Here is a 14,949-nt window from a genome sequence, read left to right on the forward strand (position 1 = left end):
AACTGTAATCAAAACCCGTAGTACCAGAAACAAAAACCCAGTCTCCATCAACAACACCAAATCAGAATTTTTGGGGATTAAGTGTGATGTTGTGTCAATGACTGGCGTGGTTAATACTATATTATTAGTGCCTGACACCAACTCATTTTGAAATGCTTCATCCCGATTTAACCACTGCCCAAAAATTGAATCACGCTCGTCATCAGGGGCAACAAACTGATAAACGCACTCCCGGTTGTCTCGTGAACCAAGCCGACCTACATAACTCAGTTTTAAGTCAATTTTCTCCAACAACTTCTCAGTGATCGCTCTCTCTTCTCTCTGTACTGCATGTCTAGTAATCAGGATTCTTGCCGAATTTGGCTTCTGATAAAGAGTTGTTCTACACTTACCAGGATGAGCAGTAGCCCTACAGATGCTCTAGCGATCGCAGAGGTCGCCCAGTTGTGATTCAGCAGGTCGGGGATGGCTGTAACAAGCGTCAATGCAATGATGAGCCAAGGTGCGATCATGAGAAAATTCCGTTGCCAAGCAGGTTTATCGCGCAGTCTCGCTTGGTTCCGTAGTACGCCTTGACGCCAAAATTGAAAGGTACTTAGGACAGAGACAAGGTATAACCCTCCAGCATTAACTAGCAGGGTTGTTTTAAGGTTTGGAGTGATGTCAGGATGCCCAAGTGCGATCGCCGTTAGGCAAACTCCTGCTGCTAGATACAGAAAAGTAAATAGGGTAAAGTGTCTCATTAGTTTCTCCAAGTGCAGTGTAAGGTGTCGTTTAACAGTTTTCTATAATGTTAATCACATTACGATTCCTCTTTTTCGGAAAAGTAGAAACAATCACCCCTTGTCCTTTGTGTAATGCGCGTAACAGAACAACTGCGGCATTAGGTGTTGCTCCCGTTACGATACTGTACTCCTTGATGTTGTCCTGTATATATTGCCCAAATGGGCATTTTATTTTTTGGATTTCCCTTAAGTGGGGGCTTGACATGATTCAATAGTACATTTAACGTAGTAGTTAATTAACCATTAGGTTAAATAAAAATGTCTAACGAACAACTGAGCCTTACCTTTGCTGCCCTAGCCGATCCTACACGGCGTGCAATTCTGGCTCACCTTGCCAAGGGTGAGGCATCGGTGAGTGAGTTAGCGAAGCCTTTTAAGATGAGTCTTCCTGCAATTTCCAAGCATATAAAGGTGCTAGAACGTGCTGGACTGATCTCGCGGGGTCGCGAAGCTCAATGGCGACCTTGCCAGATTAAAGCACAGCCGCTTAAAGAGGCGGCGGATTGGATTGAGCAATATCGTCAATTGTGGGAACAGAGGCTCTCTAGGCTTGATGATTACCTGCAACAATTACAAACCCAGGAGGAACAAGATGAGTAACATTCAGGATTCCATTGATGCTCAATCCCAACGTGAGCTCGTCATTACTCGCATCTTGAAAGCGCCGCGCGAAGTTGTGTTTAAAGCGTGGACTGACCCCAAACACATAACGCAGTGGTGGGGGCCAAAAGGTTTCACAACTCGTGTGATTGAGATGGATGTGCGTCCAGGTGGGAAATGGCACTACGTGATGACTGGCCCAGACGGCAAGGAGTACCCGGCCAAAGGTGTTTTTCGCGAAATCGTACCCTTTGAGAGGATTGTTACCAGTGATGAATTTGATGAAGGCTTTGAAAAAGTCGTAAATGCTGATTTACCAAAGGGAATGGTTGTAACAGCCATTTTCGAGGATTTAGATGGCAATACCAAACTCACACTCCAGATTATGCATGAGTCTATTGAGGATCGACGTAAGCATGAACAGATGGGTGTGATCGAAGGGTGGAACTCCACTTTTGACTGCCTAGATGAGTTTTTGGCAAAAGCTTCAGTCTCTCTTTAGGGATAAGGTGCTTGTATGTTTATCTTCATCAAGCCGAGAAAAAGTTGATGCGATGGTTGCTCAGAAGCACTTGCCGCCGGTGGAGCAACCTACAATGAACCACAAGACCACAGTTTTATGTACGGACACGGGTTTGCTGACTTAAACGGTTATATTGACAGTCATCAAGTTTGATAATAATTAAAACAAATCCGTTATAATCAAACCAATAAATCTGAGAAAAAAGAGAATCTAACTGTGCCAATAATTAAAATACCAAAACATTATCTTATATATCAAGATGAAGATTCAATTACAGTAGATATACCAGAATCAATGCTGTTAGATTGGGAAAAAAACTATAAAAAAGTTTCTCAAGCTAAAGGGCTTTTAAAGCATAAAAAAGAAGCCATGCTGGCTCATTTAGATGCTGTACGTCAGCAGTGGGACGGATGAGATACGTATATGATACAAATATTTTTATTTATTATCTTGCGGATGAACCAACAGTTAATTCATTTTTTACAGAAGAATTTCTCAATTTGCACGAAGTTCTGATCTCACCGATTATCCACATAGAATTATTAAGTTTTGCCGGCTTAGAGAAAGAAGAAGAGCAAGCGATCAGAGATTTACTATCCCAGTTTTACTCAGTTCCCTTGTTAAGGGAGATTGAAGAGCAGACAATCCAATTGAAACGACAGTATAAAATTAAGCTTCCTGATGCAATTATTGCTGCTACTGCACTACATAAAGACGCATTTTTGGTTACAAGAAATGCTAATGATTTTCAAGGGATTGCTGAACTAAAAATTCAAAATCCTTTTATTAAATAAGGTAGGGAGAATTTGGTCAGGGCAATGTCTGCGACGGTCTATTCGATCTCTAAACCCCCACCAACCAATCGCACACCACAGACGTACAGCCGCTCCCAAACTTAACCCAAACTTGCCACTGCCCCAAATACCCATTCCAGTAAGGCTCACCATCAGCAACACCAACAGAAGAGCCAACTTTTGAGACTAACTCACTGTAGAATGAACCAGCGCTATTTAGCCCAAGCTGCATTTTCACCATCAGCCCCTTCCATCCAAGAATCGCGATATTTTCTGGGGTATGTGGTGCTGTGTCACTGAGTGGTGTTGCAAAGACTATATTATTGCTGCCTGACACCAAACAATTCGCAATTCGCAATTCGCAATTCGCAATTGTTTTAACTGCGAATTGCGAATTATCAATTGCGAATTGGTTTGATGCTTCATCTCGATTTAACCACTGCCCGAAAATCGAATCACGTTGATCATCAGGGGCAACGAATTGATAAACGCACTCCCGATTTTCACGCTTGCCCAAGCGACCAACATAGTCTAACTTCAAATCAATCTTCGCAAGTAGTTTCTGTGCGATCGCTATTGGGGTCAGTTTTTCCGAGATACTGACATTCAGGTAATTCTTGATAACATACCGATGCTTTAGTGCCAGTGCTTTAAATTCCTGCATTGCCTCGTCAGAAGAGCGTAACCGTTCCCCAGGCGTAAGCAACTGCAACAGATTCAGTTCTTCTAACAACAGCACCGATGACAACATCTGCCCCTTGTTAAAATCTGGTTTCCAAATCGAATTCTGCCCCAATTCTAACTGCGCCTTAGCCCGTTTAATATCACGGTTCGTCAGAAATTCCCGTCCCAGTGTCAAATAATAGTGCATCCGCAGTTGAGGATACCACCCATCGTCATCTTTCTCGACCAAATCAGGCGTAACTTCAACTTCATAGCGACGGGACAATTCAGCCTTGCGCTGCTGGTGTCGTTCAGTTTTGGTTTTCGCCCTTGTGTCTTGCAGCTTCTTGAGTTCGGCATCAGAGATGGTTGGAGAATCCGCGATCGCCTGACACTCCGCAGCATACAATTCAACAGATGCCGCTTTAACCGACTCGATTACTGCCCCAGTCTCATCATCCGATGCATCAATTGCATCAATAACGGTGTAACCATCCTCGACCAACCCCGCAAGCACCGATTCCCGATAGCGCCGCATCTCTACGTTGATTACAGAACCACGCTTGCCCCAGGTTTGTAATGACTCCGGCTGGAAGTTCTGGTCAACAAAGCTGTAATCGTCATTATCCGCCGCCGACAACAGCGCAATGTTCGCTTGTGTTGCGACGTGTTGACTTCTAAGCAATCCTCCGATGGATGTAGAGCCATTCCCGACAACACCCATACCCCACTCTCTCACCCAGATATGACGGTCAACAGTTTCTCGGAGGCGTGCCAACATCTGACGCACAGAGTTAACCGGCTGCACACCCTGAAAAATCCCCCAAACAGCGCTGAAATGTCCTTGAATGTCGATGGATACCCCAGTTTCCAAACTTGGAGAGGCGATAACCAAATCGTACTGGGTAAGAATTTCGTTCAGGTGAGCGATACAGCCGAAAGCCGCATGAGAGGGGTCAGCAACAGATTCGCTGTCTATTCTCAGAATCCGCAGGTGTGGGAATTTACGCCGAAACCGTTCCTCAAGTGCTTGGGTTCCCCATTTGGATTTTGCTTTTTGAGCAGAGCAGCAGAGTAGATGATGCCCACCTTTAGCAATGGCTTTGTCTAGTGCAGCGATGAGATTCTTCGGGTTACTGCCAGAATACTTGTAACAGTTGCCAGCACTATCCCGATAATTGTTGACGATTACAAACGGATTAACACGATATTCTCCAGCAAGAGAAAGAACGTATTTGACATCAGTATCGGAAACATCAGCAGAAGATAAATAGATTTTTCCGTGTTCGCTGCCTAAAACATTTTGGATCAGTTGCTTAAGGTTTTTGAGAACTGATACCCGACGCTTGGCTACCTCCGTACCAGAGTTAAGTAAATGCCAGAATACTTGGTCGCACTCGTCAATAATAATGACATCATTCGCCCAGTCATTGGGATTGAATCGCGCCTGACTCTCCTGATGCAGTGAATCCACACATACCCCGTAGCCTAACAAATCCCCTATTTCGGAGCCGTGAACTTCTGTGACATAATTCACTCCAAAGCGATCGCATAATGCCTCTCCAAGTTGAATCCGATGGGTGATAATTAATACTCTACGCCCCTGATCATGCGCCTTCGCCACCTCAGTAGACAACCATTGGGTTTTACCAGTACCTTTGGGAGCCTTGAGAATAATCAGTTTTTCGCCTTCGGGGACGATTAACTGACCCAAGAATCTTTGGTTGAGAGCGATCGCTGGCGGGTAAGTCAACAGAGTAAACAGCTTAATCTCCCACAATTGGAGTTCAACGGCTGTATTATACAGTGCGTCAAATGCTTCTTTTCCCTTGGCGACGATAAAATCATCAACCCCTTTCTCTTGCCCAAAAGGTAAATCAATTACTCGTAGCGAACAACCCTCATTTACCAGCAGCCGTCCCATGCGACTGATAGCAGTTCTGACTCGCTGGACTGTTTCAGGTTTGGTATCCTGGTCAAAGCAAATGTTGACCTGTCTTCCCTGTGTTGCAAAATGTTTCAAGTCGGGAATCAGAGAGGGTTTACCGATGGCAGTACCGTACTCATCTTGGGGGGTGCGGTATCCAGCGTTTACTCCCGGAATTGCGATCGCAGCATAACCAGCAGTCAATAATGCCCCCGCTTTCTTGACACCTTCTACAATTGTGACTGGCACATTATGCTTTACAACCCAGTGCCAGAACCCACCAGGATGCTGTAGGTCTTCTTCTGTGATGGGAATACCGCTACGATTGGACACTTTTACCCAAATGCGATTCGGCACTAAGAGGAAAAAAGCGCGTGTCTCTTCTCTGTATGGGTGTTCGTATTTGATGAATTTGTGGATTTTTTGGCGGTTACGTCGGGGGTGGTCGGGTTTGAAACAGCCCCACATCATCAGGACGTAGTTATTGAGGGGGTCAACGCCACTGCACCACCAGCCGCCTAGTTCAATGTGCTGGTATTTCTTCAAGTCCCTGTCTCTGAGCCGCCCATCATTGCGACGGGAGATTTTGGGACTGTAGAGAAGATATTCGTAGGGTGTTGTCCCGTAGAGCGATCGCACATTCAGATGAAAGATTTCTTCGTCAACTCCACTGTCCCGCCATTCTTGTAAATGTTTAGCTTGAGAATCAGACTCGATTACACGCATATTTCTTCCGATATTTTGACGCATGGAAATGGAGCGGCATTTGAGTCTGTGCCGCCGGTTCAGCTTTTTGTGAGAGCTTGCGCTGCCTATGAAATGGTCAACACGCCAGCTAGAGTGTTATCTCTGTCCCCCGGTATGTGGTCGGAAAGTCAGATTAAAACGCGAGCTAACTACTTTGTTTGTTTTCGGAACCTGATGCAGATGTGTAGATTGGGAGCCTGGGTGCATCACAAGCAAACTGCCATGCTCCAGCCAGAAGTCGGTTGGTCTGCCGCCGATGGCTTTGATTTGGAATTTGCGACATGACCCCAGGCTCAGAGATGCAATCGCTGGGTTAAATCCCATTGATGGTTCATTGTCGGAATGCCAGCCGATTGAATCCTGGCCACTGCGGTATTGATTTCCAATGACAATGCGGAACTTGTAGCCAGTGGCAGCTGTAATCAAGTCACGCAACAGGGCAAGTTCTTGTGTCCAAGGCAGTGGTTTAAGTAGTACGCTCTTGGAGTAAAGGTAATCACAGCCCTCATCCCCGTAAATACATTCCAAACGAGGCACAGGCATCGTTTTACCCAGCATCCTGATTTGATTTTGTTTCCATTGCAGTTCTTGGCAATGCTGATATAATTTGTCAGCTTCTTCCTTGCTCAGAAACTCTGGATAGTAACTGACTGGTAAAACAGTGGTAGGTTCATCAAAAAGTGACATCTGTTTCATAAATACTTCCCGTGGGCTATCGCCCGTACAATCTCAAAAGCCTGTTCAGGCGAAATCGCCTGCTCAGGGTTCTTGTAAAACCCAGCGATTGCCGACTTGGGACGAATAATAATTTGTTGCCCTATTGCGCGTTTATCCCAGACAAAACATGAGATGGTAACGTTATCGGTAGCCCAACGAGTACCCCGTTTGTCTTTCCGAAAGCAGAAGCGTGGCATGATTAGAACAAGTGACGGCGGGTGCTGCTGTAAGAAATCCGCACGATCATCACAAGGTTCCAGAAAGCTGGTAAGTAAAAAAGCAGCGACACCTACACGCGCTTTCTGGTAGGCATTCTTGATAATTGGTGCAGCAAACTCCGAATATGGTGGATTAGTGCAGATCCAATCGCACTCTGGCAAAGAGTCCCATGATTGGGATAGTGTTGCATCTAGGTGATAATCTGCTGGTTTATTCGCATCTACATCGTTAGTCCAGATTCTTTCGGTGTATGGCCAAGCTTGGAGTAAAGATGCGATCGCCCCCATCCCCACACAAGGCTCACCAATCACACCAGATAACGGAACATGGCGCAGTAGTTCAGTTGTAAACCATGAAGGAGACTCGTAAAAGTTGAGAGGATGTCGGGTTACTGTTTGGCTTGGAGTAATAGTAACTTGTGGAGTTAGTGTCACAATCATGCTGCTTCCTCCTGAATATCTACAGAGTCCTGATTGTGGACAATAGTTGCGCTGATCGATTCAAAGTCAACCTGAAAGATGTTTAAATCTGGGGTCATTTCACCAGAGTTATAGCGGTCAACAATGTACTGTTTGATGGTTGATTCTGTAAGCCCATTAGGGATATAGATATGCGCTTCGCTAATAACTTTTTCAACTACTTGAACTACGACTTTCATAAATTACTCCTGAAACTGAATTCGGCTTAAAGTTTGTAGCTGTGCAGCAAGTGTGCTTAATAAATCCTGGAGTTCTTGGGTTGCTTGCTCCTTAGTAATTTCTTTTTCAGAAACGTAAATTCTTGTATTTCCACGGGTAACTTCTACACAGGTCGTATTGATTTGTGGCGAAGTCAGAAGAGTTAAAGTAAAATCCTCATATTTGCAGAAGTAATACTGGCGGTTTTCACTCAATGATTGCCCTTGTTGCCAAGTAATAATTTCTGTATCGCCGTCGTCAGCAAGCGCAAATTCTACTTCTTCAACAGCAGTGAACGCCATTTTTACACAAGCTTTCTCAGCCGGATGAGTTGCATCTTGCATTCGGTAGTCTTGTCTAACTACATAACCTTGGATTCTATAAAAGGCTTTTGCCAGTTTTTCAATGAGTGCATCTTTTTGAAATAATCCCAGTTCCATATTTAAACCCCAAATTCAAAAACTTTAATTCCATCAACATCAACGGGATTAATTTGAATTAATCCGCCGCCAGCGTAATTACAAGGAATCTTACGCTTATCCTTATCATCGAAAGCCTCTTTACAAACTGGCATCCATCGCCCAACACAAGAAAATCCAGCAGCAGACTCTGATGCGCCAGCTTTTTTATAATCCGCAACAGTAGCAATATGACCACAGTATGGGCATTTGAATTTCCATTGCATTACGTCTTTACCAAATAGTGTTTGTCCAAGATTTAGCCATTCATCTCGCGTCATTTTCCACCTCTCTTATTCCTGCTGACAATGCTTGTTCGACTGTTTCATAACTGCCACTCAAATATGGGTCGTCAGAAAACTCATTTAACATACAAACTCCACCCCCATAATTTAGAGCAAAGGAGTATCGTGAAATGTCCATTGGGCAAAACCAAACCGAAACATAATGGCTCCCTCTCATCAGCCCTCGACTCATATAAACTTTGGTTTGCAGTAACGGTTTTTTGGCTTGTTTCACTTCCCAGGAATAACCTCAGCGCTCACAGGAGACTACTTTTTCTTGTGGGTTCTTTCGATAGATTTCCTGACTTCCACAGTTAAGGCAGTTCATTATTGTTAACCTTTACTGTGACTAATTCTTGAAGTTGCGATCGCATTTCATGGTTGAAAAGCTGCTGTAATTCCTCAGTAGTCAGTTGCTCTAAGGGTCGGGATTGCAAGTATTTGTGAACTGGTTCAGCCAGCGATGTATCCACCATCGACAATGAGCGCACTGCATCAAACACAGAGTTAGAATACTGCTGCTGACCTGAATAACGCCTCTTCACCCACCAGTTACCATCAGTGCATCCGACTTCGCCCAATTTACGTAGTTTGCCGTCTTCAGTATCGTGGGTATAAATCCCATCATCAAGAATTTCAAAGCCGTAATTCTGGCACTCGTTGAAGATATGCGCCATGATTCGGTTTTCGGTCGTGGGGGGTGTTGCTTCTTTCTCCTGCACAGGTAATGAGCCATCTTTGTAATGAGTGCAGATGAAGCGATCGCAACGCATTAGAGTGTTGGCACGAAATAATTCTTTATCGTTGACCATGACTACCCAGCGTTGCGTTAAGTGGTTGTCGTCATAGCTGATGCTGGCTACCAGTTCATCACCAGCGTAATATTTGCGATCGCAAAACGAGATTTCGACTATTGTGAGGGGTTCGGGAGCTACGGCTTGGGCTTGGGTTGCGATGTAATTGTCGAGTTCAGCTTGAGCGAGGGCTTGGTTGTCGAGGGCAGCAGGGGTAAGTTTCTGAATCTTGCTTGACTGATAATTAGCGATCGCACTAATCCAATAATCCTTACAGCGTTCGCGATCGCAAGCTATACCGTTCAACCCACCGCACGTTTGAGGAATATTGTCGGGATAGGTTTGGCCACAGCCGTCGTCAGTCTTATCTTTTAATGGATGCGGCTGTTGTTTTTGATAACTTGGCTGAAAAATGTGATCGGAACGATCACATTTTGCCGACTAATGAGTGGCAAGTTAGACCGTTAACTAAACTAGAATCAGAGCTTCAACCCGAAGCATGGCAACAAGCTGTAGAGTCTGCCAACGGGAAAGTACCCTCACACCGGATCGTCAAAGACGTTGTGCAGCGTATAATAGAGCGAACCAAAGTACCCAATACCTACCAAATCGGGGAAGTCTGTCAAATCCTTGCAAAAGACAATCCCGAACTCAGGGGCAAAGGTGGCTGCTGGGGGATAGTCAACCATGTGGGTGAGTTCAGTTGCACAGTCACAATGTGGGATGGAAAGTACACTGTGAGAATTGACCACTTGAAGCCTCTCAATTACCTGGAGTCGGAATGTCAGCAGATGCAGCAGATTAGCGATCGCATCAGTCGGTTACGGGAACATGAGAACTTGGAAGAGGCTGCCCGTGCTGTGCTGAAGCATCTGGGGGAGTTGAAGCGACCGTATTTGACTGTGGTGGAGGAGAAATTGTTGGGTTTGATAGAGAAAGAGTACAGGGTTATAGATTAACTTCATGCGATCCTAGTGTTGGAAAATGTTATTATTTTAACTGCCTTTGTAATTTTACTAAGTAAGCTTTATAATAAACGAAATTTAAATGGTTGAGAGAGAGTTGAATAAAATTTTAAATCCAAGACACTTTGCCGTAATTAATAAAGGCACATCAGAATGGAATAAATGGAGAAAGAAATATCAAGAAATAAAGCCTGAACTGTCAGGAGTTAATCTTCAAGGAGCAAAGCTTAATAACATAGATTTAACTAATGCAGATTTAAGAGGAGTTAATCTTATAGGAGCAAAATTAAAGGGAGCGAATCTAACTAATGCAGATATCACTGGTGCAGACCTTAGAGGTGCAGATTTTAGTCAAGCAATCCTCATTAATGCAAACTTAGATAGCACGAATCTTTTCCAGGTAAATTTTAGTAATGCCAACCTTACAGGAGCTACAATTAGAGAGGCAGAAATATCATGTATTAAATTCAATGAAGCTATCCTGATAAATGCAGACATAACATCAGCTAAATGCAATGGACAAGCAGCTGATTTTACTAAAGCAGTATTAATAGGTTCTAAACTTAATAATGCGAATCTTTTTGAAGGCAATTTTGCTAATGCTAATCTTACTGAAGCAACATTATTGGAAGCAGATATTAGAAATGCTAATTTTAAAGGTGCTATTTTAATTAGGGTAGATTTAAGTCAAGCGAATCTCTTTAGAGCAAATTTTAACACTGCAAATCTTACTCAAGCAAATTTGACTAGAGCAAAACTTGGTGAAACAGTTTTTATAGATGCAAACCTTGATTCAGCGAGTTTTAATCAAGCGGATTTAGCAAGGGTAATATTACTAGGTGCTAATTTAACTAATGTAAATTTTAGTGAAGCAAAACTTTTTGAAGCTAATCTTAATGGAGCCAATTTAGCCGGATTAAATCTAAGTTATGCTGATTTGACAAAGGCAAAGTTTTTTGGAGTGGATCTCAAAAATACTAATTTAGAAGGAGCAGATTTACGCGGAGTCGATTTAGAGAGAGTAAACCTAAATGCAGCAAACCTTGTCCGAGCAAAGCTAAACTTTGCTAATCTTACCCAGGCTAATCTTACTGATGCAAATTTAAGTGGAGCAAATTTTCAAGAAGCAAGACTTGTGGAAGCCAAGTTAATTAGAGCTAATTTAAGCTACGTAAATCTCAATTTGGCAAATATGAGTAATGCAGATATTAGTAATGCAGACCTCAACAACGCAAAACTTTTAAAAGCAAATCTAAATGAGGTAAATTTTGAAAATTCAAATCTTTCAAGAGCCGATTTTCAAGATTCATATCTTGTCAAATCTAATATTACAAATGCGAATTCAAGCCATACAAATTTTGCTCATCTAGACTTACAAATGCAAATCTTAATAGATCTGATTTGACTTTCGCAAAATTTTACAAAGCAGATTTAAGTTTTGCAAGTATTAGTTATGCTAATTTGATTAACTCGGACTTAAGTTGGGCTGATTTAAGTTGGGGTGATCTTAGCAATGCTGATTTAAGCAATGCCCTTCTTGTAGGCGCTAACTTAGTAGGTATTAATCTTGAAAATGCTAATATTACAGGATGTTCAATTTTGGGAATATCAGCATGGGATTTAAATTTAACAAATACAATTCAAGCAAACCTAATTATTAAACCAAATGATGAAGTATCTATAATAATTGATGATATTGAATTGGCTCAGTTTCTCTATTTAATACTTAAAAATGATAAAATACGGAATGTAATTGATACTGTGGCTCAAAAGGCAGTATTAATTTTAGGTAGATTTACACCAGAACGGCTAGAAGTTTTACAAGCAATTCGTAAAAAGCTACGTGAACTTGGATATGTACCAATTATTTTTGATTTTACTAAACCGCAATCTCATGACTTTATAGAAACAGTTGCCACTTTAGCTCACATATCAAAATTCATTATTGCTGACTTTACCGATCCGAAAATTGTACTTGAAGAAGTACCCCATATTGCAAGAAACGTCTCTGTACCGATTCAACCGCTATTTATGAAAGGAACAGGCAATATTGCTGTCTCTATAGGTAATCTTAGAGTCAATCATCGTTCGATTCTTGATGATTTTTATTATGAAAATCTTGAGCATTTAATGCAAAACTTTGAACAAATGGTTATTAGTCCTGCTGAGAGCATGGCACAAGAGCTATTAGAGCGAAAACGTAAGGAAGCTGTTAGAGGGCAAGAATAGCTTGATTAGAAAAAAGATTTAGATAAGAGTAATAGTTATGTACTGTTATTCAGTTAAATATTAGCTTGTTAGCTTAAATTTATACTGTCATCCAAAAAATACACTGCTACACTAAGGCTATGCAGTGAAAGTTTTAGTATAACTTTATCTAATGAATAACCTGCTTGAATTTGATGTATTTTTAGCGCACAATAGTCTAGACAAGGTTTTTGTAAGAGAAATTGCAAAGAAGCTCAGACGAGGGCGTTTGAAGCCGTGGCTAGATGAAGATGCGATTCTACCCGGTCAAATTATACAAGAGGAAATTCAAAGAATAATTTTACACATTAAATCTACTATTATCTTCATTGGCAAAAACGGCTTAGGAAGATGGCAGACAGTAGAATTAAGAAGTTTGTATACACAATGTATTGAAAGGAGTATTTTAGTTATTCCCGTATTACTACCAGGTGTTACTGGATTTCCGCCAGAATTACCATTCCTTAAAGAACATAAATGGATAAATTTTATTAATGGTATAAATGATAAAAGGGCTATAGAAGAGCTTAAGTTAGCTATTAGACAAACGAAACAAACAAAGAAGCAAAATAAATTGACTAGCCAACCTACTTTACTTAAACCATCTCTTAAAAAAACAAAATCACAGCAAGAAAATTTAAAGTCTAGTAAAAAGCCAAATACTTATTTAGATCCAAACCTAGATATTGCTACTTCCAAAAGTAAGACTACAAATGTAATACCTAGTAATAAGCCTACTAATGTAAAACTGCCAAGTTCTGGAATAACTAAAGTAAACGAATCAAATCCAGCTTCTAATCGGCGGAAAGCTAAGTCAACTTCTACTATCGGAGCTTCAAAAAATAAAGCAAGAACTATTAATAATTCAGGCGCTTGGGTTTTACTAAACAATAATTTATTTAAAACAGAATTGGTTGAGACTCAAACAGATCAAAGTATTGTACTCAATATTTTATCTACTGATACCGAAAAAGAAGCAGTTTTACGTAGATTACAACCAGACCATTATAATAAAAAACAAATTATTTATGCTTATCAAAATGATGCAAACATAATGCAGATAGAAAGTGTTTTAGTAAAATCTGTAAACGGTAAAAATAGATTTACTCTAACTCTAAAACCATATTCACAAGGGCAAATAGATAGTTTTACAGAAATTAATATTAACGGATTTAGTGCAGATAAGATTGCAGAGTTGCGTGCGCGTCTTCTTTTACTTAACGAATCGCCTATACTTACGAAAAATAATCAAGAACATTGTACACTGAATTATTGTATACAAGGCTACAATAATTCTTTTAAAATAGAAAAGTGTATTTTTCTAGATTTATGGAAAACTCTTAATAAAAAAATACAAATATTTTTAATTCATGCACGTCTTCTTGCAATTTCTTATTTAAAAATGACTTTCATAGTTGAACATATATTAGAGCTAAAGTTGACTTTAATTAATAACAATACGCTATCTGTTCAGTTTCGTGGGCAAAGGAAGCAGTTTTATACCAATCAGGAACCTGCTTTAATACAAGTAAAAGGTAATTGCCTTCTTAATACGACGTAAACTATAAATTTATTTCAATAGATTACACAATAAGGGTATAAATTGAGCGAAATGGAAAATAAATGCCTAAATATAAGACATATTATTTTCTACTTAATTAGCTCAAAGCTTAAATATTTTTTACTGCCACACAAAAAGGACACTGCTACACTAATATTGTATCTCGAAATTTACAGTATGATCTCACCGCAATTTAGTATCAGAATTCCGCCAGAGCTAGAAGAGAGGTTAATTGGTTATGCCAAGCAGAATGGCATGAGTAAAACAAAAGTGATGATTGATGCCTTAGCTCATTACTTAGGTTGTGCTGAGGATGTGCCACTGACACGCAGAGTTACTGAATTAGAAAAAAGAGTATCAGCATTAGAGGTTGAGAGAACAAGCAAGTAAAAAGTATGATTTAAACTTAACTTATAAAGAATTAATCCTTAACAGTGTGACAAATTCATGCCGAAATCTGACCCCGCTAAAATCAAAAAAGTGTCTTTCAGCCTTCCCTTTGGAATAGGTTCTGTGGAATGGGAAGCAGATCCGACAGAGCGTAGAGCAGCTTGGTCACTATATGTTGAACTTGTAACCCGCATTGCTGTTCAGCCTTTGGAACCAGACAATGGACTTTTGCGAGAGGCTTTATCATCCTTGTACAATTTGTTCCCTGTGACACGACAAGTTCTTAGAGAGGGTGGCCCAGATGTGGGAGCAACTCATGATTCAGTAGGCGGAATTGCGATCGCAGTGTTGAATAATGGTTTGCGTCCGTTCCTATCCAAGTGGCATCCATTATTGCAGACATGGGAAGCGCAACGACCGCCGCATCAGAGTCCGAAAGAACACGAGTGCAATTGGTCTGAAGAACCAAAGTTAAGAGATGAATTGGAATTGTTAAGGAAAGACTTGGAGCAGTATGCGAATGCGTTGGCGGTAATTGCTGGGGTGAAAGAAGAAAAACCGAATAAGGCTGATTGAAGAAGCTGCAACTGCAAAAGCA

21 protein-coding genes are annotated in these 14,949 nt (G+C 41.2%); 10 read left to right on the forward strand and 11 right to left on the reverse strand.

The features are described 5' to 3' along the window. The 3 genes from HWQ38_RS28430 to HWQ38_RS28440 all read right to left on the reverse strand — a co-directional run. A partial coding sequence (locus tag HWQ38_RS28430) for a hypothetical protein (protein ID WP_292800606.1) occupies positions 1-294 on the reverse strand: 294 nt, incomplete at its 3' end. A 47-nt stretch (positions 295-341) separates the two neighbouring features. Continuing rightward, positions 342-743, reverse strand: a complete 402-nt coding sequence (locus tag HWQ38_RS28435; RefSeq protein ID WP_292800608.1) for a hypothetical protein — start codon at positions 741-743, stop codon at positions 342-344. A gap of 31 nt (positions 744-774) precedes the next feature. Then, positions 775-990, reverse strand: coding sequence for a hypothetical protein (locus HWQ38_RS28440; RefSeq protein WP_292800610.1), 216 nt, complete (start codon positions 988-990; stop codon positions 775-777). A gap of 53 nt (positions 991-1,043) precedes the next feature. Between HWQ38_RS28440 and HWQ38_RS28445 the strand changes: the two genes are divergently transcribed. From HWQ38_RS28445 to HWQ38_RS28460, 4 genes are all read left to right on the forward strand, one after another. Next, positions 1,044-1,385 (forward strand): metalloregulator ArsR/SmtB family transcription factor, encoded by a 342-nt coding sequence (locus HWQ38_RS28445; protein ID WP_292800611.1) that lies wholly within the window; start codon positions 1,044-1,046, stop codon positions 1,383-1,385. Then, complete coding sequence (locus tag HWQ38_RS28450) at positions 1,378-1,887, forward strand: SRPBCC domain-containing protein (RefSeq protein ID WP_292800613.1); 510 nt, start codon at positions 1,378-1,380, stop codon at positions 1,885-1,887. Before HWQ38_RS28445 ends, HWQ38_RS28450 begins: the two co-directional genes overlap by 8 nt. Positions 1,888-2,124: 237 nt before the next feature. After that, positions 2,125-2,322, forward strand: coding sequence for a hypothetical protein (locus HWQ38_RS28455; RefSeq protein ID WP_292800615.1), 198 nt, complete (start codon positions 2,125-2,127; stop codon positions 2,320-2,322). Next, positions 2,319-2,702 (forward strand): type II toxin-antitoxin system VapC family toxin, encoded by a 384-nt coding sequence (locus tag HWQ38_RS28460; RefSeq protein ID WP_292800617.1) that lies wholly within the window; start codon positions 2,319-2,321, stop codon positions 2,700-2,702. Before HWQ38_RS28455 ends, HWQ38_RS28460 begins: the two co-directional genes overlap by 4 nt. A 49-nt stretch (positions 2,703-2,751) precedes the next feature. Here the strand turns inward: HWQ38_RS28460 and HWQ38_RS28465 are convergent, their stop codons facing one another. The 8 genes from HWQ38_RS28465 to HWQ38_RS28500 all read right to left on the reverse strand — a co-directional run bounded on the left by HWQ38_RS28465 (position 2,752) and on the right by HWQ38_RS28500 (position 9,494). Further along, positions 2,752-6,018, reverse strand: a complete 3,267-nt coding sequence (locus tag HWQ38_RS28465) for a plasmid replication protein, CyRepA1 family (protein ID WP_292800619.1) — start codon at positions 6,016-6,018, stop codon at positions 2,752-2,754. 117 nt (positions 6,019-6,135) lie between these two features. Further along, the gene (locus HWQ38_RS28470; RefSeq protein WP_292800621.1) at positions 6,136-6,735 is read right to left on the reverse strand and encodes an alpha-ketoglutarate-dependent dioxygenase AlkB; all 600 of its coding nucleotides are present in this window, start codon (positions 6,733-6,735) and stop codon (positions 6,136-6,138) included. Continuing rightward, complete coding sequence (locus tag HWQ38_RS28475; protein ID WP_292800622.1) at positions 6,732-7,415, reverse strand: hypothetical protein; 684 nt, start codon at positions 7,413-7,415, stop codon at positions 6,732-6,734. Before HWQ38_RS28475 ends, HWQ38_RS28470 begins: the two co-directional genes overlap by 4 nt. Then, the gene (locus HWQ38_RS28480; RefSeq protein ID WP_292800623.1) at positions 7,412-7,633 is read right to left on the reverse strand and encodes a hypothetical protein; all 222 of its coding nucleotides are present in this window, start codon (positions 7,631-7,633) and stop codon (positions 7,412-7,414) included. Before HWQ38_RS28480 ends, HWQ38_RS28475 begins: the two co-directional genes overlap by 4 nt. A gap of 3 nt (positions 7,634-7,636) precedes the next feature. Beyond that, a complete protein-coding gene (locus tag HWQ38_RS28485) occupies positions 7,637-8,092 on the reverse strand; it encodes a hypothetical protein (protein ID WP_292800624.1) in 456 nt (151 codons plus the stop codon). A gap of 2 nt (positions 8,093-8,094) precedes the next feature. Beyond that, a complete protein-coding gene (locus tag HWQ38_RS28490) occupies positions 8,095-8,391 on the reverse strand; it encodes a VVA0879 family protein (RefSeq protein WP_292800625.1) in 297 nt (98 codons plus the stop codon). Then, complete coding sequence (locus HWQ38_RS28495) at positions 8,378-8,629, reverse strand: hypothetical protein (protein ID WP_292800626.1); 252 nt, start codon at positions 8,627-8,629, stop codon at positions 8,378-8,380. Before HWQ38_RS28495 ends, HWQ38_RS28490 begins: the two co-directional genes overlap by 14 nt. Positions 8,630-8,708: 79 nt before the next feature. Further along, the gene (locus HWQ38_RS28500) at positions 8,709-9,494 is read right to left on the reverse strand and encodes a hypothetical protein (protein WP_292800627.1); all 786 of its coding nucleotides are present in this window, start codon (positions 9,492-9,494) and stop codon (positions 8,709-8,711) included. A 68-nt stretch (positions 9,495-9,562) separates the two neighbouring features. Here HWQ38_RS28500 and HWQ38_RS28505 point away from each other — a divergent pair, with 68 nt between their 5' ends. From HWQ38_RS28505 to HWQ38_RS28530, 6 genes are all read left to right on the forward strand, one after another. Next, complete coding sequence (locus tag HWQ38_RS28505) at positions 9,563-10,147, forward strand: hypothetical protein (RefSeq protein ID WP_292800628.1); 585 nt, start codon at positions 9,563-9,565, stop codon at positions 10,145-10,147. A gap of 88 nt (positions 10,148-10,235) precedes the next feature. Beyond that, a complete protein-coding gene (locus HWQ38_RS28510; RefSeq protein WP_292800629.1) occupies positions 10,236-11,558 on the forward strand; it encodes a pentapeptide repeat-containing protein in 1,323 nt (440 codons plus the stop codon). After that, on the forward strand, positions 11,555-12,382 hold the full coding sequence (locus tag HWQ38_RS28515) for a pentapeptide repeat-containing protein (RefSeq protein ID WP_292800630.1): 828 nt from the start codon (positions 11,555-11,557) through the stop codon (positions 12,380-12,382). The genes HWQ38_RS28510 and HWQ38_RS28515 overlap by 4 nt, the downstream gene beginning before the upstream one ends. A 151-nt stretch (positions 12,383-12,533) precedes the next feature. Beyond that, on the forward strand, positions 12,534-13,961 hold the full coding sequence (locus HWQ38_RS28520; protein WP_292800631.1) for a toll/interleukin-1 receptor domain-containing protein: 1,428 nt from the start codon (positions 12,534-12,536) through the stop codon (positions 13,959-13,961). Between the two features lie 177 nt (positions 13,962-14,138). Beyond that, positions 14,139-14,351, forward strand: coding sequence for a hypothetical protein (locus tag HWQ38_RS28525; RefSeq protein ID WP_292800632.1), 213 nt, complete (start codon positions 14,139-14,141; stop codon positions 14,349-14,351). A 57-nt stretch (positions 14,352-14,408) separates the two neighbouring features. Continuing rightward, the gene (locus HWQ38_RS28530) at positions 14,409-14,927 is read left to right on the forward strand and encodes a hypothetical protein (RefSeq protein WP_292800633.1); all 519 of its coding nucleotides are present in this window, start codon (positions 14,409-14,411) and stop codon (positions 14,925-14,927) included. Positions 14,928-14,949: the final 22 nt, after the last annotated feature.

The sequence above is a fragment of the Nostoc sp. NMS7 genome (genome assembly GCF_017115085.1).
Lineage (GTDB): Bacteria > Cyanobacteriota > Cyanobacteriia > Cyanobacteriales > Nostocaceae > Nostoc.